At 65.7% G+C, this 24,400-nt stretch carries 23 protein-coding genes; 18 read left to right on the top strand and 5 right to left on the bottom strand.

The window, feature by feature from the left end; translation table 11 throughout:
- Positions 1–37: 37 nt before the first annotated feature.
- From JFC09_RS14810 to JFC09_RS14800, 3 genes are read right to left on the bottom strand one after another with little or no spacing between them, the layout of a single operon-like run.
- Positions 38–1,129 (bottom strand): glycosyltransferase family 2 protein, encoded by a 1,092-nt coding sequence (locus tag JFC09_RS14810; protein WP_198394823.1) that lies wholly within the window; start codon positions 1,127–1,129, stop codon positions 38–40.
- Positions 1,126–1,902, bottom strand: coding sequence for an ABC transporter ATP-binding protein (locus JFC09_RS14805; RefSeq protein ID WP_198394822.1), 777 nt, complete (start codon positions 1,900–1,902; stop codon positions 1,126–1,128). The genes JFC09_RS14810 and JFC09_RS14805 overlap by 4 nt, the downstream gene beginning before the upstream one ends.
- Complete coding sequence (locus JFC09_RS14800; RefSeq protein WP_198394821.1) at positions 1,886–2,737, bottom strand: ABC transporter permease; 852 nt, start codon at positions 2,735–2,737, stop codon at positions 1,886–1,888. Before JFC09_RS14800 ends, JFC09_RS14805 begins: the two co-directional genes overlap by 17 nt.
- A 97-nt stretch (positions 2,738–2,834) precedes the next feature.
- Between JFC09_RS14800 and purD the strand changes: the two genes are divergently transcribed.
- The 5 genes from purD to JFC09_RS14775 all read left to right on the top strand — a co-directional run bounded on the left by purD (position 2,835) and on the right by JFC09_RS14775 (position 8,216).
- Positions 2,835–5,093 carry a phosphoribosylamine--glycine ligase gene (gene purD, locus JFC09_RS14795; protein WP_198394820.1) on the top strand — a complete coding sequence of 753 codons (2,259 nt, stop codon included), beginning with the start codon at positions 2,835–2,837 and terminating at the stop codon, positions 5,091–5,093.
- Positions 5,090–6,070 carry a glycosyltransferase family 2 protein gene (locus tag JFC09_RS14790; RefSeq protein ID WP_198394819.1) on the top strand — a complete coding sequence of 327 codons (981 nt, stop codon included), beginning with the start codon at positions 5,090–5,092 and terminating at the stop codon, positions 6,068–6,070. Before purD ends, JFC09_RS14790 begins: the two co-directional genes overlap by 4 nt.
- A 77-nt stretch (positions 6,071–6,147) precedes the next feature.
- Entirely contained in the window at positions 6,148–6,414 is a 267-nt protein-coding gene (purS, locus tag JFC09_RS14785; RefSeq protein WP_198394818.1) for a phosphoribosylformylglycinamidine synthase subunit PurS, read from the top strand.
- Entirely contained in the window at positions 6,411–7,190 is a 780-nt protein-coding gene (gene purQ / locus JFC09_RS14780; RefSeq protein WP_198394817.1) for a phosphoribosylformylglycinamidine synthase subunit PurQ, read from the top strand. Before purS ends, purQ begins: the two co-directional genes overlap by 4 nt.
- Before the next feature lie 27 nt (positions 7,191–7,217).
- Positions 7,218–8,216: a DUF6882 domain-containing protein gene (locus tag JFC09_RS14775; protein ID WP_198394816.1), complete on the top strand. Its 999-nt coding sequence runs from the start codon at positions 7,218–7,220 to the stop codon at positions 8,214–8,216.
- Here JFC09_RS14775 and trhO read toward each other — a convergent pair.
- Complete coding sequence (gene trhO / locus JFC09_RS14770; RefSeq protein ID WP_198394815.1) at positions 8,194–9,117, bottom strand: oxygen-dependent tRNA uridine(34) hydroxylase TrhO; 924 nt, start codon at positions 9,115–9,117, stop codon at positions 8,194–8,196. The two genes, JFC09_RS14775 and trhO, sit on opposite strands and share 23 nt — an antisense overlap.
- An 83-nt stretch (positions 9,118–9,200) precedes the next feature.
- On the opposite strand from trhO, the gene purL reads away from it, so the two are divergent.
- Positions 9,201–11,534 carry a phosphoribosylformylglycinamidine synthase subunit PurL gene (gene purL / locus JFC09_RS14765; RefSeq protein ID WP_198394814.1) on the top strand — a complete coding sequence of 778 codons (2,334 nt, stop codon included), beginning with the start codon at positions 9,201–9,203 and terminating at the stop codon, positions 11,532–11,534.
- 193 nt (positions 11,535–11,727) lie between these two features.
- Positions 11,728–12,939: an ABC transporter permease gene (locus JFC09_RS14760; RefSeq protein ID WP_198394813.1), complete on the top strand. Its 1,212-nt coding sequence runs from the start codon at positions 11,728–11,730 to the stop codon at positions 12,937–12,939.
- On the opposite strand, the gene JFC09_RS14755 is transcribed toward JFC09_RS14760, so the two are convergent.
- Positions 12,921–14,207 carry an adenylosuccinate synthase gene (locus tag JFC09_RS14755; RefSeq protein ID WP_198394812.1) on the bottom strand — a complete coding sequence of 429 codons (1,287 nt, stop codon included), beginning with the start codon at positions 14,205–14,207 and terminating at the stop codon, positions 12,921–12,923. The two genes, JFC09_RS14760 and JFC09_RS14755, sit on opposite strands and share 19 nt — an antisense overlap.
- Before the next feature lie 161 nt (positions 14,208–14,368).
- Here JFC09_RS14755 and JFC09_RS14750 point away from each other — a divergent pair, with 161 nt between their 5' ends.
- The 11 genes from JFC09_RS14750 (at position 14,369) to rfbA (ending at position 24,382) form a co-directional block, all read left to right on the top strand.
- Positions 14,369–16,042 (top strand): polysaccharide biosynthesis tyrosine autokinase, encoded by a 1,674-nt coding sequence (locus tag JFC09_RS14750; RefSeq protein WP_269770548.1) that lies wholly within the window; start codon positions 14,369–14,371, stop codon positions 16,040–16,042.
- Positions 16,039–16,944: a glycosyltransferase family 2 protein gene (locus JFC09_RS14745; RefSeq protein ID WP_198394810.1), complete on the top strand. Its 906-nt coding sequence runs from the start codon at positions 16,039–16,041 to the stop codon at positions 16,942–16,944. The genes JFC09_RS14750 and JFC09_RS14745 overlap by 4 nt, the downstream gene beginning before the upstream one ends.
- 185 nt (positions 16,945–17,129) lie before the next feature.
- Complete coding sequence (locus tag JFC09_RS14740; RefSeq protein ID WP_198394809.1) at positions 17,130–17,993, top strand: hypothetical protein; 864 nt, start codon at positions 17,130–17,132, stop codon at positions 17,991–17,993.
- Positions 17,993–19,039: a glycosyltransferase family 4 protein gene (locus JFC09_RS14735; RefSeq protein ID WP_198394808.1), complete on the top strand. Its 1,047-nt coding sequence runs from the start codon at positions 17,993–17,995 to the stop codon at positions 19,037–19,039. Before JFC09_RS14740 ends, JFC09_RS14735 begins: the two co-directional genes overlap by 1 nt.
- A complete protein-coding gene (locus JFC09_RS16965) occupies positions 19,036–20,079 on the top strand; it encodes a glycosyltransferase family 4 protein (RefSeq protein ID WP_332839790.1) in 1,044 nt (347 codons plus the stop codon). The genes JFC09_RS14735 and JFC09_RS16965 overlap by 4 nt, the downstream gene beginning before the upstream one ends.
- Entirely contained in the window at positions 20,076–21,209 is a 1,134-nt protein-coding gene (locus JFC09_RS14725; protein ID WP_198394806.1) for a glycosyltransferase, read from the top strand. Before JFC09_RS16965 ends, JFC09_RS14725 begins: the two co-directional genes overlap by 4 nt.
- A gap of 26 nt (positions 21,210–21,235) precedes the next feature.
- Positions 21,236–22,228: a CgeB family protein gene (locus JFC09_RS16960; protein WP_198394805.1), complete on the top strand. Its 993-nt coding sequence runs from the start codon at positions 21,236–21,238 to the stop codon at positions 22,226–22,228.
- Positions 22,229–22,230: 2 nt separating this feature from the next.
- The gene (locus JFC09_RS17095; protein ID WP_198394804.1) at positions 22,231–22,704 is read left to right on the top strand and encodes a VanZ family protein; all 474 of its coding nucleotides are present in this window, start codon (positions 22,231–22,233) and stop codon (positions 22,702–22,704) included.
- Entirely contained in the window at positions 22,697–23,200 is a 504-nt protein-coding gene (locus tag JFC09_RS14710) for an arsenate reductase/protein-tyrosine-phosphatase family protein (RefSeq protein ID WP_198394803.1), read from the top strand. Before JFC09_RS17095 ends, JFC09_RS14710 begins: the two co-directional genes overlap by 8 nt.
- Entirely contained in the window at positions 23,197–23,496 is a 300-nt protein-coding gene (locus JFC09_RS14705; RefSeq protein ID WP_198394802.1) for a hypothetical protein, read from the top strand. The genes JFC09_RS14710 and JFC09_RS14705 overlap by 4 nt, the downstream gene beginning before the upstream one ends.
- Positions 23,497–23,506: 10 nt before the next feature.
- Complete coding sequence (gene rfbA / locus JFC09_RS14700; protein ID WP_198394801.1) at positions 23,507–24,382, top strand: glucose-1-phosphate thymidylyltransferase RfbA; 876 nt, start codon at positions 23,507–23,509, stop codon at positions 24,380–24,382.
- Positions 24,383–24,400 lie beyond the last annotated feature (18 nt).

The following is a 24,400-nucleotide window of genomic DNA, read 5'->3' as shown; positions in this document are numbered from 1 at the left end:
CCCTGTCGCGTCCGCGCTTCCTCTTGGCCACGAGGGCTCACCTGCTCCTGTCTCTGTTCGATGCCGCTCCGGTCGCCAGCCCCCGCAGGAAGCCCGCGCCCCAGCTCAGGTGCATCGACGGCAGGACCAGCGCGAACCAGCACCGTTCACGCAGCCCCGCGTCTCTGGCGCTCCACGCGGCGGCGACGATCCCCGCGATATAAGCGGTGCTGGGCACGTGCACCAGCGACGTGAAGCGCCGCAGCACCCGCGGCCACCTGCGGGTCGTCCCGCTCAGCTGCAGCAGCGCTTCGATGAGAGCCGCCGCCACACCGACGACCAGCAGCGGTGGTGCGAAGTACCGCACCGAATTCCGGGTGCCGTGCCTGCGGACGATCTCCGCCCGCCACACACCCGTCGCATAGAACTGCTTGACGAGCTTCGACCACGACGAGCGCGGCCAGTACGTCACCCGGAGGCCCGGGGCGAACCAGACACGTCCGCCGGCTTCCCGGATCCTGAGGTTGAGCTCCCAGTCCTGCCCGCGCCGCAGCGATTCGTCGAAGCCGCTCAGTGCGTCGAACACCTCACGACGGAAGACCCCCAGGTAGGCGGATTCCGCTTCCTGCGCTTCGTCGCCGGCGTGGTAAGCGGGGCCGCCCAGTCCGATCCGGGACATGTACGCCCGGGCCACGGCCTTCTGGAAGGCGCTCTTCCCCTGCGCCACCATGAGGCCGCCCACGTTCGCGGCCGCCGTCTCCCGGAGCACCTCGATGCCGCTCGCCGTGTAGTCCGCGGTGAGCTCCGAATGGGCGTCGACCCGGATCACCACCGGCTGGGTCGTGGCGGCCACGGCCAGGTTCAGACCGATCGGCGTGTCACCCTGCGGGTTGTCGACCGCGACGATCCGCGGATCCTTCTCAGCCATCCCCGTGACGATCTCCGTCGTCCCGTCCGTGGACGGACCGATCGCGACAACGATCTCCTTCTCCCCCGGATACTCCTGGGCGAGGACCGTCGTGATCGCCTCCTCCACGTGGTCCGCCTCGTTGAGGATCGGCATGATGTAGGACACGCCCGGGACCGCGGCGAGTGGCGGCAGCGCCTCCGGTGTCAAACCCGCGTGCGCCGCACTGTTCTTCCGGCTCACTTGTGCTTCTCGTATTCCTTGACGACGTCCTTCGTGTCCCCGTCCGCCCGGAGGACGCCCTTCTCGATCCAGATGGTCCGGTTGCACGTGTCACGGATCGACCGCATCGAGTGGGACACGAGGAAGACGGTGCCGGCGGCTTCCCGGATCTCCCGGATGCGCGCTTCGGACCGCTTCTGGAAGTCGCGGTCGCCCACGCTCAGCGCCTCGTCGACGATGAGGATCTCGTGCTGCGCGGCCGTCGCGATGCCGAACTTCAGGCGTGCGGACATGCCGGACGAATACGTGCGCATCGGCATGTCGATGAATTCGCGCAACCCCGTGAACTCCACGATCTCGTCGTACTTCGACTCGATCTCTTCACGCGTGAGCCCCATCGCCAGCCCGCCCAGGATGATGTTGCGGCTGCCGGACAGATCGCTCATGAGTGCCGCACCCACGCCCAGCAGGTTGGGACGCGACTTCGCGTAGACCGCACCGCGGCTGGGCGGGGTGAGTCCGGTGATCGTCCGCATGAGCGTCGACTTGCCGGACCCGTTGGTGCCGATGATCCCGATCGATTCGTTCGCCCGGGCGACGAAGGACACGCCCTTGAGCGCGTGGACGGTCTGGAGCTTCCGCCCGCCGCGCTGCAGGATGCCCGTCGCGCTGCCGGGGGTGATCCGCTTGCCGGTCGACAGCGTCCGGTATTCGACGTGGACCTCGTCGCAGATGACGATCGGCTGGTCCTTCTCCACCCCGTCCATGGGGGTGTGCTCAGCTCTCTCGGCCATACCGCTCCTCCGCCTTCCAGAAGAACACCACGCCGATCACCAGGATGACGACCGCCCAGATCGCGAACTGTCCCCAGAAGTGCCAGGGGATGTCGTAGTCCGGCAGCAGGATGCCACGGGCGATCGACAGAACATTGTGCAGCGGGTGCCAGTTGTACACGGGCTCCCATTCGGGGAAGTTCTTGAGGATCCGCGATGGGTCGAAGAAGACCCCGGACGTGTAGAAGATCATGCGCGACACGAAGGGGATGAACTGGCTGAGGTCACGGAAGTGGACGGTCAGCCGGGCGAAGATGAGCGCCACCCCGGTGTTGAAGATCGTGAAGAGCACGATGAGGGGGATGAAGAGCAGCCATTGGAGGTTGGGCCGCGCCCCGTTGAAGGTGGTGATCGCCACCATGAGCAGCAGCGTCGGCATGAAGTTCAGCAGGCATTCCAGCACCTTCGCGAGCGGCAGGACCATGCGCGGGAACGGCAGCGACTGCACGAGGCTGGAGTTGGAGATGATCGCCTTCGACCCGCCGTTCATCGACGAGTTGAAGAACTCCAGCAGGAAGACCCCGATGACGACGAACGACACGAAGTTGGGTGGGCGGGATCCCGCGAGGATGAACCCGAACACCAGGCCGTAGACGCACGCGGAGAAGATCGGTCGCAGCAGCACCCACGCCATTCCCAGGCGGTTCCGCTCGTTCTCGCTCTGGATGCGGTAGCGGGCCAGGGAGAGGGTGAAGTCCCGACGCTCCCACACCTGCTTGAGGTAGGACGGCAGCGAAGGGCGGGCACCGACGCGGGCGAGGCCGTATTCCTCCGCCAGTTCGGAACTCTTGCTCATCTATGGGGTGCTCTCTGAAGGGATGCGGACACGGTGATTCTAGCCCTCGAACCGGTGTGCCCCTCACGGGCAGTGCACACCGACTAGTCTGTGGGGCGTGAAGGTACTCGTCATCGGTCCCGGCGCCCGCGAACACGCCCTTGTCTCTGCCCTTTCCCGCGACCCGCAGGTCGACGCGGTCATCGCCGCTCCCGGCAACCCGGGCATCGACCTCCTGTGCGACACGCGTCCCCTTGATCAGACGGATCCGCAGGCTGCGGTCGCGCTAGCGCGTGAGCTCGACATCGACCTCGTCGTCGTGGGCCCGGAGGCCCCCCTGGTCGCGGGTGTCGCGGACGCGCTGCGCGACGCGTCGTTCCCGGTGTTCGGCCCCGGGCAGGAGGCCGCGACGCTCGAGGGTTCCAAGACGTATGCGAAGGAGGTCATGGAGGCCGCCGGTGTGCCCACCGCGCAGGCGGTCGCCGCGACGACCCCCGCCGAGGCCGCGGACGCCCTGGACAGGTTCGGCGCCCCCTACGTCGTCAAGGCCGACGGTCTGGCTGCCGGCAAGGGCGTCGTCGTCACCGATGACCGCGCCGAGGCGCTGTCCCACGCGGAGAGCTGCCTCACCGTGGCGGACCGCGTGGTCATCGAGGAGTACCTCGACGGGCCCGAGGTGTCGCTCTTCGCGGTCTGCGACGGCACCTCCGTGGTCCCCCTGTCTCCCGCGCAGGACTTCAAGCGGATCGGCGACGGCGACAGCGGCCCCAACACCGGCGGTATGGGTGCGTACTCGCCGCTGGACTGGGTGCCGGACGGGCTCTCGGACGACGTCGTCGCACGGGTCGCGCAGCCGGTCGTCGACGAGATGGCCCGTCGCGGCAGCCCGTTCGTGGGGCTCCTGTACTGCGGCCTCGCCCTCACGTCGCACGGGATGCGCGTCATCGAGTTCAACGTCCGGTTCGGCGATCCGGAGACGCAGTCGGTGCTCGCCCGGCTGCGCACCCCGCTGGGCGGCCTGCTGCTCGCCGCGGCGCAGGGCACGCTGGCGGACCACCCCGCACTCGACTGGGATCCGCGCCCTGCGGTGACGGTCGTGCTCGCCGCCGGGAACTATCCCGGCGCACCGCGCACCGGCGACCCGATCGCGGGTCTCGAGGAAGCGCTGGCGCTCGAGGGTGTCGACGTCCTCCACGCGGGGACCGCGAAGGGGGACGACGGCGAGTTCGTCACGAGCGGCGGCCGCGTGCTGTCCGTCGTCGCGCTGGGTGACGACCTCGCAGCCGCCCGCTCCCGCGCCTACGAAGCGGCGCGCCTCATCGACTGGGAGGGCGTGCAGTTCCGCTCCGACATCGCACTGCGGGCGGAGCGCGGGGAGATCACGGTGCCCACGACCTCGGGCGCGGGATCCACACCACCGGGTGACGCGCCGGGCGCGGCCGCGACGGCGACTTCGGAACCGGCAGCACCGGCTGCTGCCTCCGCAACCCCTCCGGAGGTCCCGGGCTGGGTGCACGCGTATTCGGGCAAGGTCCGCGACCTCTACATCCGCACGGGCGTGCGGTCGCTCGCGAAGGCCGACGAGGTGCTCATGGTCGCCTCCGACCGGATCAGCGCGTACGACTGGGTGCTGCCCACCCCGATCCCGGACAAGGGCAAGGTGCTCACGGGACTGAGCCTGTGGTGGTTCGACCAGTTGGCGGACCTCGTGGGCAACCACGTGGTGAGCGTCGACGTGCCGGCGGAGGTCGCCGGCCGCGCCATGATCTGCAACCGTCTGGACATGTTCCCGGTGGAATGCGTGGCGCGCGGCCACCTCACCGGGTCCGGTCTGGCCGACTACCGGGCGACGGGATCCGTGTGCGGCAACGCGCTGCCGGACGGCCTGGGTGAGGCGAGCCCGCTGGAGCCTGCGGTCTACACGCCCGCGACGAAGGCGGCGGTGGGCGACCACGACGAGAACATCGACTACGACCGCACCGTCGACATGCTGGGTGCCGTGGACGCCGCACTGCTGCGGGACCTCACGCTGCAGGTGTTCGAGAGGGCGCGGGAGATCGCGGCGGAGCGGGGGATCATCCTCGCGGACACGAAGTTCGAGTTCGGCCGCAACGAGCACGGTGCGGTCGTCCTGGGCGACGAGGTCCTCACCCCCGATTCCTCCCGGTTCTGGGACGCGGAGACCTTCACTGCCGGTGAGTCGCAGGACAGCTTCGACAAGCAGTTCGTGCGCGACTGGCTGACCTCCGAGGCGTCCGGGTGGGACAAGTCCGGCGACGTGCCGCCGCCGGAGCTTCCCGCCGAGGTCGTCGCCCGGACCCGGGAACGGTACATCGATGCGTTCACGCGGCTCACGGGCCGCGAGTTCCCGGCGTGACGACAGAGTTCGCGCGTGCCGCGAGCGTCGTCGTGCCGTCGCGCGGCGGAGCCCGGCACCTTCCCGTCCTGCTGGGTGCCCTCTTCCGACAGGACCGTGACGATTTCGAGGTCATCATCGTCCTCGACGGTGACATCGACCGGTCGCGGGAAGCGGTCGCACGCTTTGCGCGGTCCTACGGCGACAGACTGTCCGTCATCGAGTTCCCGGAGAACCGCGGACGGGTCGCGGCGCTGAATGCGGGCTTCGGAGAGGCTCGGGGGCGGGTCCTCATCCGCTGCGACGACGACTTCGAACCGGCACCCGGCTACGTGAGCGCTCACATCAGCGCTCACATCGACGCACACAGCGAGCAGGGAGGAGTCGTCGGCCTGCCGCGCAACCGTTTCAGCGACACCCCCTACGCGCGGGTGTACGGCATCCCGCGCGATGAGCTGTTCCGTGCGGAGGCGTATGCGCGCCCGGTCTCAGAGCACTGGAACTACTGGGCCGGCAACTGCTCCGTGACGCGCGAGACCTTCGACCGTGTGGGACCGTACGACAGCGACTACCGCGCCTACGGCTGGGAGGACGTCGACTACGGGTACCGCCTGCATGACGCGGGGATCCCGGTCCGGCTGGTGCCGGAGACGGAGACCGTCCACCACGCCGCGGCCGTGAGCACGGCGCTGCGGATGAAGCGCGCCTTCTACTCCGGTGCCGCCAGACGACTCTTCGACGCGAAGCACCCCCGCGCCTTCGCAGCGGCCCACGACAGCAGTCCCGCGGCAGTCCCCGAACCCTCACTCTGGAACCGCATCGTGGACGCCGAAGCCCGGCTCATCACCGCGGAGTCCGTCGAACGGGTCGGTGACACCATCGACGCGGCGATCCGGGTGCTTCCGCGGCCCGTGGCGGAGAAGCTGGTCGCCTCAGGCGTCGAAGCGGCCTCGGCCGCGGGACGACGCGTCGACGGACGGCTGGACCGCACGTTCTGAGCACGTGCACGCACCGGCCCGCCCCCGGACTAGACTGTGAGCACACTCGTCATTCCACCGCTAAGGAGCACGCGCGCATGGGTCGCATCGTCGTCGAAGTGATGCCCAAGCCAGAGATCCTTGACCCTCAGGGCAAGGCCATCGGGACAGGACTGGAACGGCTGGGACTCACCGGCTTCACCGACGTCCGGCAGGGCAAGCTCTTCCACCTCACCGTCGAAGGCGAGGTGACCGCCCAGGCGCTCGAGAACGCGCGCGAAGCGGCGGCCTCGCTCCTGTCCAACCCCGTCATCGAGGACGTCGTCTCTGTCCGCGCTGCGGATGCCGAGGAAGACGACCGATGAGCGCCCGCGTGGCGATGGCGACGGCGGCCCCCCTGGTGGGGGACCGCGGCGACGGCGGGGCGATCCCCGGGGCTGACGCGCTGCGCGTGGGTGTCGTCCAGTTCCCCGGCACGCTCGACGACCGCGACGCCCTGCGCGCGGTGACGCTGTCCGGGGCGCAGGCGGTGCCCCTGTGGCACGGCGACGATTCGCTGTCGGACGTCGACGCGGTCATCCTGCCCGGCGGGTTCTCCTACGGCGACTACCTGCGGTGCGGAGCGATCGCCCGGTTCGCACCGCTCATGACTGCGGTGGTCGACGCGGCGAAGGGCGGCATGCCGGTCCTGGGCATCTGCAACGGCTTCCAGGTGCTGTGCGAATCGCACCTGCTGCCCGGCGCTCTCATCCGCAACGACCACCAGCGCTTCATCTGCCGCGACCAGGAACTGGTCATGGAGAACACGGACACGACGTGGACCCGTGACTACAGCACGGGTGAGACCATCACGATCCCGCTGAAGAACGGTGAGGGCGGCTTCGTCGCGGATCCGGCGACGCTGGATCAGCTCGAGGATGAAGGACTGGTGGTCGCCCGCTACCACGGCTTCAACCCGAACGGCTCGCAGCGCGACATCGCGGGCATCACCAATGCGCGCGGCAACGTCGTGGGTCTCATGCCGCACCCGGAACACGCGGTCGAAGCGGGCTTCGGCACCGACTCCGCGAACGGCATGCGTGCAGGTGTGGACGGACAGGGCTTCTTCACGTCTGCGCTGCGGAGCCTTCTCTCCGCGTGACCGGGCCGCTCCACTAGGGTGGGACGCATGAGCGAATCCCTCCAGACCCTGGTCGACCGTGCGGCGTTCCTGTCTGCGGAGGTCCAGCAGAGGTTCGGCGCACTCATCGCAGGAAGCGACTTCGACGTCGACTTCTCTGCCGCGCCGCGCTTGCGCTTCACCGGTGACGACCCGATCACCTTCCGTCCGCACATGATCGGGTCGTCGGTCGACCGGCGGGCGGAGAAGACGTGGCACTGGGGGTGGGACAACCTCAACGGCTTTCCCGATCCGGTCGTCGCCCTTTCCGCCCGCGTCCGCGACCACGGCGCCGCTCATGGCATCACCGCGCTCACGGACGCGGAGCTGCCGATCGAATCGAAGGACCTTCCGCTCGCGCTCACTCTCGCGGCGAAGGCCGTCACGGGTGCGTGGGCGCACTACCCGGTGGCCGCGGGCGGCGGGACGACGGTGTGGGTCCTGGTCGACGACGAACGGTTGGCGAGCACTGAGCCGGAGCTCAAGCCGGTGGTGCGCGCCATCGCGTCCGGCATCACAGGTCTGGAGCTCTCCGATCACCGCGCCGCCTTGGCGGCATATGCCGAACTGAGGGGCCTGCGCACTGCGGCGCTGCCGGACGGCGGGGTGAGGATCCTCTGCGCGGACGGTTCCGCTGACGTGACGTTCGACGAGGAAGAGCGGATCGCCTCCTGCCAGGCGCATCAGCCGCTGGAGGGCGAAGCCGCGGAGCAGTTCGCCGCGGTGGGACCCGTTGCAGGAACCGCCGTGTTCGGGGTGGCGTACGACGATGCGGACGAGCCGGTCCTCGAAGAGACGCCACCGGTATCGGCTGAGGATGCTGCAGCCGACGAGCGGGGCGTGCCGGAGCCCGCACCTGCTCGTGCAGGAGCTGCGGACGACAGCGGGCAACCCGATGCGGTCGAACCCTCCGAGCCTATCGAACCTCAAGCACCTGCGGAGCCTGCGGAGAAGCCCGCGGAGCCGGAAGAGAAGAAGGGCTTCTTCAAGCGCCTGTTCGGCCGGTGAGAGACGCGCAGTCCGCTCGTGTCACCGAGCAGTCTGTACACAGGTGTTCGTCCGCAGCGGCGGTGCAGTCCTCGCACTTGAGGAACTGTGTGCGGCACGAGCCGTTCGTGCAGTTGACGAACAGAGGCGTCCGCCCGCCGCATTCAGTGCAGCTGCCCAAGGATTCGGCGCCGTCGCCGAACTCCATGTGCATGCGATTGTCGAAGACGTACAGCGAGCCGTCCCACAAGCCGGAATTGCCGAAGGCTTCGCCGTATTTCGCGATCCCGCCCTCCAGTTGATACACCTCCTGGAAGCCACGATTGCGCATCAGCACACTCAGCACCTCGCAGCGGATGCCGCCGGTGCAGTACGTGACGACCGCTTTGTCCTTGAGATGGTCAAACCGACCTGACTCAAGTTCGTCGAGGAAGTCCCGGGTGGTGTCGGCGTCTGGGACCACGGCATCCTTGAATCTGCCGATCTCTGCTTCCATCGCGTTGCGACCGTCGAAGAAGACGACATCGTCGCCCCGTTCCTCGATCAGCGAATGCAGTGCGCCCGGCTTCAGATGAGCTCCCCCGCCTTGCACTCCGTCCTCCGTGACGACGATGTCGTCTGACGCATCGAACGTCACCAGCTCGGGGCGCACCTTCACGCTGAGGCGCGGGAAGTCATTCCCCGTGCCGTTGGACCACTTGAAGTCCGCACTGTTGAAAGGCTTGTACGACCGGGTGCCCTTGGCGTATTGCTTGAGATCCCACACATCCCCGCCCAGGGTGGCGTTGATCCCCTGCGAGGACACGATCACCCTGCCGGTCAATCCGTGACGCTCCGCCAGCGCGTGCTGCCACAGACGAACGGCGTCGGGATCCGCCAATGGAGTGAAGACATAGAAGAGGACGATCTTGGGTACGGCCATGGGCGCGATTCTATCGGTCGGCATGCGGCTACGATGGAGGCATACCCAGACTGGAGCCTCGGCCGAAAGGGCGTTCAACTGCGATGACCACTACCGCTTCTCCCGGAGCTTCGTCGGACAAGAGGGTCAAGGAGACCGTCGAGTTCGCCGCCCAGAATCCGGACGTGGAACAGCCCTTCGCAGAACTGGGACTGAAGCACGATGAGTACCTGAAGATCCGCGACGTTCTGGGGCGTCGCCCCACTTCCGCCGAACTCGCGATGTATTCGGTCATGTGGTCCGAGCACTGCTCCTACAAGTCCTCCAAGGTTCATCTCCGCAAGTTCGGGGACAACGTCACGGACGACATGAAGAAGAACCTACTCGTCGGCATCGGAGAGAACGCCGGCGTCGTCGACATCGGTGACGGCTGGGCGGTGACGTTCAAGGTCGAGAGTCACAACAGCCCCAGCTACGTCGAGCCGTATCAGGGTGCCGCCACCGGTGTGGGCGGTATCGTCCGCGACATCATCTCCATGGGGGCACGACCGGTGGCCGTCATGGACCAGTTGCGGTTCGGTGCGATCGATCACCCGGACACCGCACGGGTCCTCCCCGGTGTGGTCGGCGGTATCAGCGGCTATGGGAACAGCCTCGGCCTCCCCAATATCGGCGGAGAGACGGTCTTCGATCCCAGCTACCAGGGCAACCCCCTCGTGAATGCACTCGCCGTCGGCGTGCTCCGGCACGAAGACATCCGCCTGGCGAACGCTTCCGGCAAGGGCAACAAGGTCGTCCTGTTCGGTGCACGGACAGGTGGTGACGGGATCGGCGGTGCGTCGATCCTCGCCTCCGAATCGTTCGACGACTCGAAGCCGTCGAAGCGCCCTGCGGTCCAGGTGGGCGACCCCTTCGCAGAGAAGGTCCTCATCGAATGCTGCCTTGAACTCTTCCACGCAGACACCGTCGAAGGAATCCAGGACCTCGGTGCCGCAGGTATCAGCTGTGCGACATCGGAACTGGCGTCGAACGGCGACGGCGGCATGCACATCACGCTGGAGGACGTCCTCCTGCGCGACCCGACTCTGACTCCTGAAGAGATCCTCATGTCGGAGTCCCAGGAGCGGATGATGGCAGTTGTCCGCCCGGACAAACTGGATGAGTTCCTCGCCATCACGGGCAAGTGGGAAGTCGAAGCCAGTGTGCTGGGCGAAGTGACCGACACAGGGCGGCTCGTGATCGAGTGGCACGGCGATGTCATCGTTGATGTTCCGCCGCGGTCTGTGGCACACGATGGACCGGTGTACGAGCGCCCCTTCGAGACCCCCAGCTGGACCGAATCCACGCAGAAGAACACCGTGGCCGCCGCAGGCCTGACGAAGCCCGCCACGGACGACGAACTGCGCGAGACGGTCCTCACCCTGGCGGCTTCACCGAACTTGTGCTCGAAGGACTGGATCACACAGCAGTTCGACCGATACGTGCAGGGCAATACCGCGCTCGCGTTCCCCGATGACGCGGGTGTCATCCGCGTCGACGAGCAGAGCGGACGCGGCATCGCACTGGCAACGGACGCGAACGGTCGCTACTGCTTCCTCGATCCCGCAGAAGGCGCCAAACTCGCTCTTTCCGAAGCACACCGCAACGTCGCGACGTCAGGGGCTCGACCTCTGGCCGTGACGGACTGCCTGAACTTCGGCTCCCCGGAGGATCCGGAGATCATGTGGCAGTTCGCGCAGACGGTCGAAGGCCTGTCGTCGGCCTGCCTGGACTTCGGGATCCCGGTGACCGGCGGCAATGTGTCCATGTACAACCAGACGGGAACCACGGCGATCCTCCCCACTCCGGTCGTGGGAGTCCTGGGCGTCTTCGACGACGTCGGTCGTGCCATTCCCAGCGGATGGCGTCTGCCGGGCCAGACCATCTACCTGTTGGGGACCACCGGAGACGAACTGGACGGTTCCGCGTGGGCGGACGTCGTGCACGGCCACCTGGGTGGTGTACCGCCACGGTACCGTCCTGAGGCCGAACGTGAGCTCGCAGAGATCCTCATCAACGCTTCCCGCGATGGGATGATCGACGCCGCCCACGATCTCTCCGAAGGCGGCCTGGCACAGGCCATTGTCGAATCGTCCCTGCGCTGGGGCGCCGGGGCACGGATCTGGGTGACGGAACTGCTGGAGCGTGATGGGATCGACCTCTTCACTGCCCTCTTCTCCGAATCCACCGCACGTGCAATCGTGGCGGTGCCACGCAGCGAAGAAGTCCGGTTCTCCGACATGTGCACAGCCCGCGGCTTCCCGTTCGTCCGTATCGGGATGACGGATGTGGGAGACGAGGACCACCCGAACAGCCTGGAGTTCGTCGACCACTTCACGATCGGCCTGGACGAACTCGCGCAGGCTCACAACGGGACTCTGCCTCACCAGTTCGGCTGACCGGTGAGGCTCAAAGACTGGCTCGCGTACAGCTACACTCGGGACGCACACTCGGTTTTCGCATCGATGAGCCCGCGGCATTCACGGCCTGCGCTCACTGGGAAGGTACATGAACGCGGAGCACCCCACGACTGACGACGGAACACTCGACGTATCATCGTCGCGGCTCTCTGGGTCCCGTCTGATCCACGGGGTGAGGAGCGGAGCCAAAGACGTAGGGGATCTCAACCTGTTCGACTTCCTGTCGGGGTTCGCTCTCATCGTGCTCGCCGGTCTGGTGCCGACGGTGGGCGGTGTGCCGACGCAGGAACTGCTCATCGGTGTCCTCGTGTTCATCGCGTTCTTCCGTACACCTGCCCATCAGCTGCGGGTGACGAGGAACCTCGTCCCGGTGTTCGCTGGCGGCTTCATCTTCATCGCCATCGTCTCTGCGACAGCGGTATCCACACCGGACGCCTCCGAATGGAAGATGCGGCTCCTGCGTATCGCCGCGACGACTGTCTACGCCTACTGCCTCGCAACGGACCGGATCAACCTCAAAGCGACGGTCTACGGCTTTGCGGCTGCGCTCGTGCTGAACGTTCCGGCCAACTACGTCTTCGGCCTCGCCTATTCAGACAGCTATGGAGAATTTCTCACCGGCTTCATCAGCGACAAGAACGTCGCAGGGCTCGCCTACTGTGTTCTGGGAGTACTTTTCTTCGCCTACCAGAAGACACGCGTGAGCCAGGGGCTCGCCGCCGCAGGAGCCATGGGAGCCCTCTACCTCACGGGATCGCGCACCTCGATGGCGGCATTCGCCTTCGCCGCCTTGTGGATCGTGCTGTCGCCCAAACTTCCGAACATCGTGAAATGGGCACTCGCGCTAGGCATGTTCTGGGTCATCGAGTACATCGAGAACAATTTCGCACAGGCTGGGGCGTTCGAAGATCGCCAGGGTTCGGACATTCTCCGCAACCGCATCGATGCCGCATCAGAGATCAAGGTCAACGAAGCTCCGTGGTACGGCAACGGTCTGGGCGAGGCATACGTCTACCTGGACGATCGGACGTGGTTCTTCCACAACTCGTTCTGGACTGCCCAAGTCGAAGGAGGCTACCCCTGGCTGATCCTCGTCCTGCTCCTCACACTCTTTGCCATGGGTCGACCCTTCAAATCGCTCATGAGCCGGGACCAGCTCGTCGCCCAAGCGCTCGCGGTCGCGATCCTTCTCTGCGCCTCACGGTTGGGAGAGGTCTTCTTCACCCTCTTCTGGGGGCTTGCGATGGCCTACGCGATGCAGTCGGAGCGGACCGACGCGGGCCTCGTCAAGCGGATGGAAGAAGAAGGCTCCGACCTTCGGCCCCTCGCTACACAGCCGGCGCGGTCGAAGAAGCGGGGAGGCGGTCAGTCGATCAAGTCGTGACGGACGATCGACTGCTCGCGATCCGGTCCGACCCCGATCACCGAGATGCGGCACCCTGACAGCGCTTCGAGCGCTTCCACATAGACCTGAGCGTTCTTCGGCAGGTCGTCGAACGTCCGCGCGCCCGTGATGTCCTCCTGCCAGCCGTCGAAGTACTCGAAGATCGGCTGAGCATGGTGGAATCCGGTCTGCGTCATCGGCATGTCGTCGACACGCTCTCCGTCGATGTCGTATGCAACGCAGACTGGGATCTGCTCGAGTTCCGACAGGACGTCGAGCTTCGTGAGGACGTAGTCGGTGAAGCCGTTCACCCGTGCGGCATAGCGCGCGACCACGGCGTCGTACCAGCCGCAGCGCCGCGGACGGCCCGTGTTGACGCCGAATTCGCCGCCCTTCGTCTGCAGGTGCTCACCCATCTCGTCGAACAGTTCTGTCGGGAACGGCCCTGCACCGACGCGGGTCGTGTACGCCTTGACGATTCCAACCACGCGGTTGATCCGGGTTGGCCCGATCCCAGCGCCCACACACGCGCCGCCTGCGGTGGGGTTCGACGAGGTGACGAACGGATACGTGCCGTGGTCGACGTCGAGCATCGTCGCCTGGCCACCTTCCATGACGACGAGCTCGCCCCGGTCCAACGCCTCATTCACGAGGCGTGACGTGTCTGCGACATACGGTTCGAGTCGTTCCGCGAAGGACAGGAAGTAGTCGACGATCTCATCCGTGATGATCGCGCGACGGTTGTACACCTTGACCAGAAGTTCGTTCTTCTGCTTGAGCGCCCCTTCGACCTTCTGCCGGAGGATCGACTCGTCGAACAGGTCCTGCACCCGGATGCCGAGCCGGCCCGCTTTGTCCGAGTACGCCGGCCCGATGCCGCGTCCAGTCGTGCCGATCGCCCGCTTGCCCAGGAAGCGTTCGGTGACCTTGTCGAGCACCTGGTGATAGGGAGCCACGAGGTGCGCATCGGCAGAGACGCGCAGCTTCGACGTGTCAGCACCACGTGACTCGAGCATGTCGATCTCCTCGAACAGCGCTTCGAGGTTGACCACCACACCGTTGCCGATCACCGGTGTGACGTTCGGCGAGAGGATGCCTGCCGGCAGAAGCTTCAGCTCGTACTTCTCACCGCCGACGACGACGGTGTGGCCTGCATTGTTGCCACCGTTGGGCTTCACAACGTAGTCGACGCGAGTCCCGAGGATGTCGGTCGTCTTCCCTTTGCCCTCGTCGCCCCACTGGGCACCCACGACGACCAATGCTGGCACAGCGATCACCTCTTGCTTTCGACAGAGTCTGCAGACACACCTTACCGCCCTACCAGTGAGTCACTTTTCGCGGCGCAGTCGTACGTGTCACGCAGATCAGCGGTTCGACCACGGTAGGATAAGGGTTCACCCCCTTCTGTTTCCGTGATGGAGAGAGCTCGATGACAGTCTCTGACTTCCTGCGTATGACGATTCGCCATGCCATCCTCATCGCTGCATGTGCAATCGTCGGCGCAATCGTCGCTTTCGGCATCGCACTCACCCGTCCACAAGTGTTCCAAGCGTCCGCATTGGGCTACGTCGTCACCGCGAACTCTGCGGGCGACGTCACGGGCATCAACAACATCAATACTCAATCCGTCTCCCAGGCAGAGTCGTACATCCCACTCTTCAGCACGCAGGCGGTAGCCGAAGGCGTTGCAGAACGCACTGACTCGGATGACAGCGCAGGAGCCATCGTCGGATCGCTGTCCGCGACAGTCGACCCGAACCTCCCGATCATCACGGTGACAGCGCAGGCGGACACCGCAGACAAGGCGCAGCAACGGGCCAACGCGGCAGTCGAGGCAGTGGCGGAAGAGGCCATCAAGATGAACAACGGTGGGGAGCTCACCGACAACCCGCCCGTGCGGCTTGAGCCGTACCAGACCGCGGGCTTGCCCGGCGCCCCCGTCGCCCCGAACTTCTCCATGTTCATCATGTCCGGCGCGGGGATCGGCCTGCTGCTCGGCTACAGCGTCGCGTACTACCGGTTCCGGATCGATACGCGTATCCGCACAACCCGCGACCTCGAAGCGATCACCGACCACCCGAACCTCGCAGTCCTCCCATCGGCCCCGGCCGTCAAGCGTGAAGACGGGCTCATGGACGAACCCGACGACTTCGCGGCACGTGAAGCACTTCGCAAGCTCCGCACGAACCTGCGCTACGTCAACGTCGACAGCCCTCCGCGGGCCATCGTCATCACGTCGTCGTTCCAGGGCGAAGGCAAGTCCACGATCGCGGGCAACCTCGCACGAGTCGTCGCCGAATCCGGACAGCGGGTAGTCCTGGTCGACGCAGACCTCCGCCGTCCCACCGTTCATCACTCCTTCAAGGTGGACGGGACCGTCGGCCTCACGCAGGCTGTGGCCGGCAGCGTCGACCTTTCGCAGGTGATCACCGCGACGCCCGTCGAAGGGCTCTTCGTCATCCCTGCCGGGCAGCTGCCGCCCAACCCCTCCGAGCTGCTGGGGTCGCGCAAGATGAAGGACGTCATCGAACGACTCAGCGCAGAAGCGCTCGTCATCATCGATGCGCCGCCTCTCCTGCCTGTCACCGACGCTGTGCTGCTGAGTGTCCACACCGACGGTGCGATCGTCGTCGTCCACGCCGGCGAAACGACTCAAGAGCACCTCACGCGTGCGATCGGAAACCTCGACAAGGTGGGCTCCCCCGTCCTCGGCACGGTGCTCAACAAGGCCTCCACCAAGGCTATCGGTCGACTCGTCTATGGCGATGCCGAATACGGGTACGGATACGGCAAGTACCAGAAGGGGTACTACTACGGGGACGATAAGAAGACGCGTATGAAGGCGTCGAAGACCGGAAGCGTCGGAGAGATCACGCAACCTGCCGTCCGGCCCGTCCCCGCGTATCGTTCACCCGGCATCCCGGCGAGTTCTGATACACCGCACAACGAACCGCCCACGGGCGCGGTCCCTGTGGTCGCAGCGACTCCCCACAATCGACACGTGAGCGCAGCGACTGCCGCACCCACGTCCACCGCTGCTGCCGCTGCCGCGCCTCCGTCGTCTCGCCGTGAAGCGCGTGCACGGCAGGGCCGCAAGAAGTGACTCAAGCACCTTCTGAGGTCTCTGTCGTCATCCCCTTCTACGGAGACCCCGACGAGACGACCCCGCTCATCGACTTCCTCATCGACGACGGTCTGCAGGCAGAGCGGATCATCGTCGCGGACGACGAATCGCCGGTGGCGTTTCCCACCGGATACAGAGGCGTTCGCGTCACTCGTCGTGAACGGAACGGCGGTTTCGGAGCTGCAGTGAACTCAGGGGCGGAGCTCGTCACAACACCTCTCATGCTCGTCCTGAACTCCGACATCCAGCTTCCGTATGGATTCATCGACGATTTCGTGGCGATGTCCCTCCCGTGGATGCCGGCTGTCACGGGTCCTCGGATGGTGGACGAGAAGGGCACCGAGTCGTTTTCGGCACGTCGCTTCCAACAGCCGTCACATCACGTGGTCGAGTGGCTCAGTCCGCTCGCTCGGTTCCGCCATGTGCCGGCGCTTCATCGTGCCGTCGGGCACGACATGACGGCTCTCGGAACGGATGACAGTCCCGTCGACTGGCTGGTGGGTGCATGCCTGCTTCTTCCGACGGATTGGTTCCACGCGGTCGGCGGACTCGACGAATCGTTCCACATGAACAGCGAAGAAGTCGACCTGCAGCTGCGCCTTTCCCTTGTAGGGATCCCCCGTGTCCGCATCGGTCGTATCACACTGGTGCACGAAGGCGGTGGGTCCACGGATTCCGCCAAGCGTCGGCTGTGGGTGACACGGTCCAGATTCGTCTACGCACGCAAGTGGACCAGTGCCCGTATGCTCTGCGCGGGCCTGACGGCCGCGTCGTTCGCGAACCTTGCGGTGAACACGCTCCGACGGGCGAGGAACCCCGAGGTGCGCCCACTGTCGATCGTTCGAGACGAGCTTCAGACGATCAGGCAGGCATCACGGTGACTGTTCCAATACAGGGACTTGCCTTTCCCACTGACCTCGCCGCGTGGACGCGATGGCAGAACAGTCGTCGCCGACTCAGCCGTTTCGCAGGACGCCTGCGTGCGCCCGGAGGGCGAGCGCGCTCGAGTCTCCCACTGTTTGCCACCGGCCCTGACGACGCCGACGTGATCGTCGCCTTCGATACGGTGAATCCCTCGACCGTGCGCACGTTCCACGACGTCGTCGACCGGTTGCAGGGAGCTGGTGCCACAGTCACGGTGGTGGACAGCGGCGACACCCGATTGCGTCACTCAGTCACGGGCGAGGCCCGCGTGGTGACCGCAGAGGACGTGTCCGCGGGAGCCGTCATCGGCATCGGACACTACGCCGCCACGGGTTCCGCCCTGTGGCGTCTCTCCCGACGCCGGAACAGCCGCTTCTTCGTCCTCCAACACGGTCTCCTCACCCCGTTCGCGCCTCCCCTTCCACACGGGGCACGTCTGCTGGCCTGGAGTAGCGACGACGCTGCGTTCTGGACCGCTGACCGCTCTGACGCACATGCGACCGCAGTCGGATCGCACATGCTGTCGTCCGCCCGCGCAGAGAGCACAGCATCTTCGGCTGCACCCGATACGGATCGGCCGCTCTTCCTCGGGCAGATGCACGGCGCGGAACTGAGCTGGTCCGTCAAGATCAGATCTGCGCTGGAGTTCTGCCGCGACACCGGTGCCCTCTACAGGCCGCACCCTTCGGAGACCTCGCAGCTGTCACATGCCGCCCATTCCGCTCTCCGCGTCGCAGGTGTGGAAATCGACACGAGTCCCTCGCCGCTGTCGGAATGGAACGGCCCCGTCGTCGGCATGTTCTCGACGGGCCTCCTCGAGGCCGCCGTTGCCGGTCAGCGCACTTTCGGCTATGCCGCCCCCGCTCCCCAATGGGTGGAAGAATTCTGGACCCGCTATCAGATCGGACGTTGGCCGGACAGCCCCACACGACTGGATGAGTCGCTCGCACCTCGTGACCCCGATGCCGTGGTCCGCATGATCGTCGACGAGGTGGGGACACAGTGATGCCCCGCGCTCTCGTTGCGTGGTACCTGCCGGTGGCTGACACCGGCGGTGTCCTTCGCCATGCGCTCGACGTCGCCCAGGCCGGCATGACGAGGCATCGGCTGGTGTTCATCGTGCCCCCGGGCCCCGCCGGGGATATTCTCCGTTCCTCGGGTGTACCCGTGGTCGTCACGGACGTGGGGACGGAAGCCGGGCCGCTGCGTGCGGGCCGCTCCCTCAGGCGCGTGGTGCGCACTCTCCGACCAGCAATCGTGCACTCACACCTCGCCTTCGCCGACGTGGTCCTCGCTGCCACACCTCTACGTCGCGGGGTGCACCGTGTGACGACCGAACACGGCATCGCAGGAGCAGCGGGCCTGTACCACCCTTCACGCTTACGGCGCGCTACCACCCCCCGCGTCCATGCGGCCCGTCTCCGTCGGTTCTCTGCCGCGATCGCTGTGTCGCAGTCGACGGCAGACGAAATGAAGCGGCAGTGGAAGGCCCCGACTCCCCTCCATGTCATTCACAACGGGGTCGACACGCACGCACGTCATCACCGACCAGGGCACCGCATCCTGAGCCTTTCGCGGCTCGCACCGGAGAAGCGGATCGATCGTCTCCTCGAAGCCTTCGCGGCTCTCCACGCCGAAGACCCGTCGTGGTCGTTGACCGTCGCCGGGGACGGCGACATGCGGAACGACCTGCTCCGTCAGGCCATCGACCTGGGAGTGGAGACGGCGGTTCGTTTCCCCGGATTCGTCGACGCCTCGGACGCGCTCGACACGCACGACGTGCTCGTTCAACTCTCCGAGTGGGAGAACTGCTCCTACTCGCTCTTGGACGCCACCGCTCGGGGGCTGGGGACTGTCGCCACCGACGTAGGGGGGAACCGGGAGATCCTTCCTCGCCACTCACTCTCCGACGGGTCTCCCGCAGACCTGATCACCCGCATTCGCGAGCAGGCAGAAGACGTACATGTGCGTCCGAACCTTCCCGACAACTGGCCGTCCGTCACCGACATGGTGGAGAGGATCGAGGAACTCTACGAAGGACTCCGCTCATGAAGATCGCCCTCCTCTCGAACCAGGGGACTCTGGGCGGCGGCGAAGTCATGCTCTTCAACGTCGCAGAGCAACTGTCCGCGCTCGGTCACACTCCGGTGATCGTCGGCCCCTCGCACCATTCGGACGTGCTTCTTCGCGCGCGCCAATCGGGTCTTCGATACGCGGGCATCAAGTCCTCGGGCCGTGCCGACTATCTTCTGCGACTGCGGTCGTGGGCGTGCGCATCATCGGTGGACCTCCTGTGGGCCAACGGTTTCCTGCCGGCGACCGCCACGGCGGGTATGCCCCGACGGGTCGTTCACCTGCACCAGGTACCCGCCCCTCGACTCCAACCGCTCGTCAGGTGCGCACTCCGCAATGCTTCACAGATCATCGTGCCATCGCAGTTCGTGGCGGACCGAGTGCCTGGATCCGTGGTCCTCCCCAATTGGACTGCCGACATGCAAGTCCTACCCGCTCCCACCGCGTCGGCCACGGGCACCGCGACACCACTGCGCGTGGGCTTCCTCGGACGTCTGACCATGGACAAGGGAATCCACGATCTTCTTGGCGCTCTATCAGCCCTCGACGCCTCCGTTCCAGTGAGGCTGATCACCGGAGGCGCCACACGGTTTGCGAGTCGTGCAGAGGAACGCCGCATATCCGCAGCCCTGTCTGCTGCTCGCTACCCGGTGGAACAGCACGGGTGGACCGAGCCCTCCAGGTTCCTCTCCCAGATCGACCTCTTGGTCGTTCCCTCCAACTGTCGAGAGGCTTTCGGTCTCGTTGCGGCAGAAGCGATGTCGGCCGGTACTCCTCTCATCGTGAGCGACGACGGGGCTCTGCCGGAAGTCGTGGGTCCCGCGTACCCGTACATGTTCCCAGCCGGTGACGTTTCGGTCCTCAGTCGTCTGATCCACGATGTCGCCGCACATTCGCCCACGATCGACCGCGCTGCCCTGATCCAGGAGAACAGGCAGCGCTGGGAAGATCATTTCAGTTCGGATTCCGCCGCGCGACGGTTGGAACGCACCCTCGCCACCCTGGAGGGATCACTATGATTCGACCCCGCATAGCAATCGCTCACGACTACCTCACACAACGGGGAGGGGCGGAGCGCGTCGTCCTCTCCCTCGCGAGGGCCTTCCCCGATGCAGAGATACACACGCTCCTCTACGACAGGGACGGCACCTACCCGGAGTTCGCGGACCTCCGCATCAGAACGTCCCCGCTCAATCGCGTCACGCCGTTGCGACGCGACCACCGCAAGGCGCTTCCCGTTCTCCGGGCCTTCGCCGATCGGATGGCGATCGACGCGGACCTCACCATCGTGAGCACGTCCGGGTGGGCCCACGCGTTCCCCGTGAGCGGTCGCAAACTCGTGTACTGCCACTCCCCGGCCCGCTGGCTGTACCTCGCGGACGAATACCTCGGTGCGCACCCCTTCACCTCTTTCAGGGGCACTGCCCTCTCTGCACTGCAGCCCAGTCTGGTGCGGTGGGACCAGACTGCTGCGCGGACGGCCGATCGCTATCTCTCGAATTCGTCACTCGTGTCGCGCCGGATCAAACGCGTGTACGGCTTCTCCGTCCCCCCGCTCTTCCCACCAGGAGGCGTGGAGACCTCCGGTGACCAGCAACCTCTGCCCGAGGCGGCCCCGTGGGCAGAGTCCCCTGCGGCGTTCCATCTCGTCGTGTCACGTCTGATGCCGTACAAGAATGTCGACAAAGCTGTCCGCGCTTTCAGCCTGCTCCCCGATGAGAACCTGCTGGTCATCGGGAGCGGGCCGGAGAAGGACGCGCTCCGGTCCGTCGCCCCCACGAATGTGGCGTTCGCGGAAGGCGTCTCCGATGCCCAGATGCGCTGGGCTTACGCCCACGCGCGCACACTCATCGCGGCGAGCTTCGAAGACTTCGGTCTGACTCCGCTCGAAGCCAACTCGTACGGCACACCTGTCATCGCATTGCGCGCAGGGGGTTACCTCGACACGGTCGTCGAGTCGGTCAACGGGCGCTTCTTCGACGTCAGCACTCCCGACGCCATCGCCCGTGCAGTGCTGCGCTCGAACGATACGATTTGGGATGCGTTCCGGATCCGGGACCATGCTGATGCATTCTCGGAGGAGCGCTTCATCGCGTCCATGCGGGAACACGCCTCACAACTCCTTGCCGAGACCCCTCAACCACGCTGAAACGACAGCACACAGGAGACCGTCACGTGGCCAGAAAGCTGCTACTCGTTTCACCGGCCTTCCAGGGGTACTGGCAGGCGATCACAGCGGCACTGAACGCTCAGGGCTGGGATGTGGACGTCCACATCTACGATCAGCCCGGACCCGCCTATGCGCGCGCCGCGAACGCCCTGGCGCACCGCTCCCCCAGCCGCAACGTCACTGCACTCATCGACCGTCACCTCTCCGACCTCGCGATCTCACGGCTGCGGGCGACGAAGCCGGACGCAGTGCTCGTCGTGCGAGGAGACCAGCTGTCGTCCAGTTGGTGGTCCGCTGCAGCTGAGGCCCGCGTCCCTCTCATCACGTGGGCGTATGACGAGTTGCGCAGGATGCGCAGCGACTTCGTCTCGCATGCCCGGGTCGGTACGATCGCGACGTATTCCAAGCCCGACGCGGACAGGCTCGCCGCCGCAGGCGTCGAGTCCTTCTACCTTCCGAACGCATTCGACACCTATTCTCCAGTGGAGCACCGCGCTTTCCGCGCGACGACATTCATCGGTGCCAGGTATGCGAATCGAGAAGAGATGCTGCTGGCGCTCCACCGTGCAGGAGTCCCCGTCGTCGCTTTCGGGAAGACATGGTCGTCGCGACTCGTCGACCAGGCGCGGACCCGGCAGTTCGCACCGCTCCCCTTCACGACCTTGCCGAACGTGTCACGCGCGGAGGCCTACGGAGTCATGGCGGGGTCCGATGCAACGCTGAACTCGCACTGGGACCAGGAAGGATTCACGATGCGCACGTTCGAGGCGAGTGGCGTGGGAGGCGTCCAGCTCATTGACCGATCTGACGTGGCGGAATTCTACGAACCCGGTTCCGAGGTGCTCGTGTACGACTCTGAGGACCATCTGATCGAGCTCTGCTCGCGCATCTCACGCGGTGCGCTCGCCACATCCGCGATTCGCGACGCAGCCCAGAAGCGCACAGCCGCGGAACACACCTTCGATCACCGCGTCCGCATCCTCCTGGAACACCTCTGACCGTGCAGGCGGGATCGTCGCAGCAGTCTCCTCACAAGGGAGCGACTCGACGGCGCATCGGGGTCGTCATCCTTCTGACCGGGTCGAGCCTCGCGGCGTTCCTGGTGCTCTTCCCCTCGGGGTGGGTGATCAATCGGCTCAATGTCCACATCTGGTGGTTCCTCCGCCAGAACACCCCTCTGCCCCCGGCGATGACACCCGAACAACTCGCAGAAGTGTGGAACGTCGTGATGTTCGTCCCGCTCGGACTCGGACTCGCACTCATCCTTCCGCGCTGGTGGTGGGCAGGAGTACTGTGCGGTCTCAGCATCACGATCGAGCTGCTCCAATTCTTCGTCCTCTCCACCCGACACCCGGATATCGGTGATGTGGTCATGAATACTGCAGGTGGTGTGTTGGGGGTCGTCGTAGGCGCCCTGATCACCAGGTGGTGTGAGAAGCGGAGCAACCAGTCGATAGACTCGCCCCATGCCTAGAGTCCTCTTCGTCTGCACTGGCAACATCTGCCGTTCCGCCTATGCGGAACGGCGTGCCCAGCACATGGCGCCCGGAGTCGATTTCCTGAGCGCCGGAACCCACGCAATGCGCGGATGGGGCATGGACGACACCATGACCACAGAGCTGGAAGCGCGAGGAGGGACTGCTGACGGCTTCCAGGCTCAGCAGCTCACGGCCGGGCTGGCTCGCAGCGCGGACCTCCTCTTGTGTGCCACACGTGAACACCGTGCATACGTCGCAGAGGAGTGGCCGGACATCCTCAACCGCACATTCGTCATGAAGCCCTATGCCCGCGATGTCTCCGCGGAATCGACGAATGCGCCGTGGGTCCCCGTCCCGGTATCACTCTTCCGCCCGGCTCTCACCCGCGAGGATGACATCGCGGATCCCTACAGGCTGGGGCAGTCCGAAGCTGCCCGGGCTGCGGAGGAGATCGACGAAGTCCTCGCCACCATCGCGAATGGGCACGGATGAACCGTCCCGATCAGCTGTGGAGACTCACCGATGTCGCAGTCGAAACCGACGGCGACATCGTGTGGGTCGCACCCTTGCCGAACGGGCCGATCGTGCGGTTGGAAGGCGTCGCCTCGGTTCTCCTCGAACACTTCCGCGAACCCTCACGAATTTCCGACGCGGTGGGTGCATGCGTCACTCTCTTCGATGACGCACCTCCCGATGCTCACATTCAACTCGGACACCAGGCTGACGACTTCGTCTCGATCGGCCTCCTCACTCCAGCGGTCGCACCCCAGCCGACCGCTTCGCACTGAAGGACACTCGATGCGCGGAATCATTCTTGCCGGCGGGACCGGTTCCCGGCTCCACCCTCTGACGTACGGTGTGAGCAAACAGCTCATGCCCGTCTGGGACAAGCCCATGATCTACTACCCGCTGTCAACACTCATGCTTGCGGGCATTCGAGACATCCTCGTCATCACGACTCCTCACGACGCAGATGCGTTCTCCACGCTGCTGGGAGACGGGTCGCGCTACGGCGTGAACATCACCTACACCCAACAGCCCAGTCCGGACGGCCTCGCACAGGCATTCATCCTGGGCGAGGAGTTCCTTGACGGTCAGCCCAGTGCCCTGGTGCTCGGGGACAACATCTTCTATGGCACGGGGCTGGGTACACGGCTCCGCGCGAAGAGCGACCCAGACGGCGCCGTGGTGTTCGGCTACTGGGTTGATGACCCGCGGTCGTACGGAGTGGTCGAAGTGGGTGCGGATGGGCGCGCGCTCTCGCTCGAGGAGAAGCCCACCGACCCGAAATCGCACTGGGCCATCCCCGGTCTCTACTTCTACGACTCGACCGTCACCGAACGGGCGAAGCAACTGGCACCGTCCGACCGCGGAGAATTGGAGATCACTGACCTCAACCGCAGCTACATGGACGATGGAAGCCTCACAGTCGAACTGCTGCCGCGCGGAACAGCATGGCTCGATACGGGAACCTTCGAGTCTCTGCACGCCGCCGGTTCATTCGTCTCAGCGATCGAAGCACGCCAGGGACTCAAAATCGCATGCCCGGAAGAGATCGCATGGCGCCTCGAGTGGCTTGATGACGACCAGCTGATGGACCGCGCACAGCCCTTGAAGAAGAGCGGCTACGGAACCTATCTGGAACGACTGGTCGCACGCGGTCGCGACGACTGATCCTGCTGCGGGTGAGCG

Origin of the sequence: Brevibacterium yomogidense (genome assembly GCF_016107685.1) — a bacterium.
GTDB lineage: Bacteria > Actinomycetota > Actinomycetes > Actinomycetales > Brevibacteriaceae > Brevibacterium > Brevibacterium yomogidense.
Note: the sequence above shows the minus strand (reverse complement) of the source record. Positions and strands in the feature narration are given on the sequence as shown.

Excerpts from the sequence above, each read along its gene's own strand:
- JFC09_RS14805 (WP_198394822.1), bottom strand. The coding sequence starts at position 1,902 with ATGGCCGAGAGAGCTGAGCACACCCCCATGGACGGGGTGGAGAAGGAC.
- JFC09_RS14800 (WP_198394821.1), bottom strand. The coding sequence starts at position 2,737 with ATGAGCAAGAGTTCCGAACTGGCGGAGGAATACGGCCTCGCCCGCGTC.
- purS (WP_198394818.1), top strand. The coding sequence starts at position 6,148 with ATGGGTCGCATCGTCGTCGAAGTGATGCCCAAGCCAGAGATCCTTGAC.
- purQ (WP_198394817.1), top strand. The coding sequence starts at position 6,411 with ATGAGCGCCCGCGTGGCGATGGCGACGGCGGCCCCCCTGGTGGGGGAC.
- JFC09_RS14775 (WP_198394816.1), top strand. The coding sequence starts at position 7,218 with ATGAGCGAATCCCTCCAGACCCTGGTCGACCGTGCGGCGTTCCTGTCT.
- trhO (WP_198394815.1), bottom strand. The coding sequence starts at position 9,117 with ATGGCCGTACCCAAGATCGTCCTCTTCTATGTCTTCACTCCATTGGCG.
- purL (WP_198394814.1), top strand. The coding sequence starts at position 9,201 with ATGACCACTACCGCTTCTCCCGGAGCTTCGTCGGACAAGAGGGTCAAG.
- JFC09_RS14750 (WP_269770548.1), top strand. The coding sequence starts at position 14,369 with ATGACAGTCTCTGACTTCCTGCGTATGACGATTCGCCATGCCATCCTC.
- JFC09_RS14735 (WP_198394808.1), top strand. The coding sequence starts at position 17,993 with ATGCCCCGCGCTCTCGTTGCGTGGTACCTGCCGGTGGCTGACACCGGC.
- JFC09_RS16965 (WP_332839790.1), top strand. The coding sequence starts at position 19,036 with ATGAAGATCGCCCTCCTCTCGAACCAGGGGACTCTGGGCGGCGGCGAA.
- JFC09_RS14725 (WP_198394806.1), top strand. The coding sequence starts at position 20,076 with ATGATTCGACCCCGCATAGCAATCGCTCACGACTACCTCACACAACGG.
- JFC09_RS14710 (WP_198394803.1), top strand. The coding sequence starts at position 22,697 with ATGCCTAGAGTCCTCTTCGTCTGCACTGGCAACATCTGCCGTTCCGCC.
- JFC09_RS14705 (WP_198394802.1), top strand. The coding sequence starts at position 23,197 with ATGAACCGTCCCGATCAGCTGTGGAGACTCACCGATGTCGCAGTCGAA.
- rfbA (WP_198394801.1), top strand. The coding sequence starts at position 23,507 with ATGCGCGGAATCATTCTTGCCGGCGGGACCGGTTCCCGGCTCCACCCT.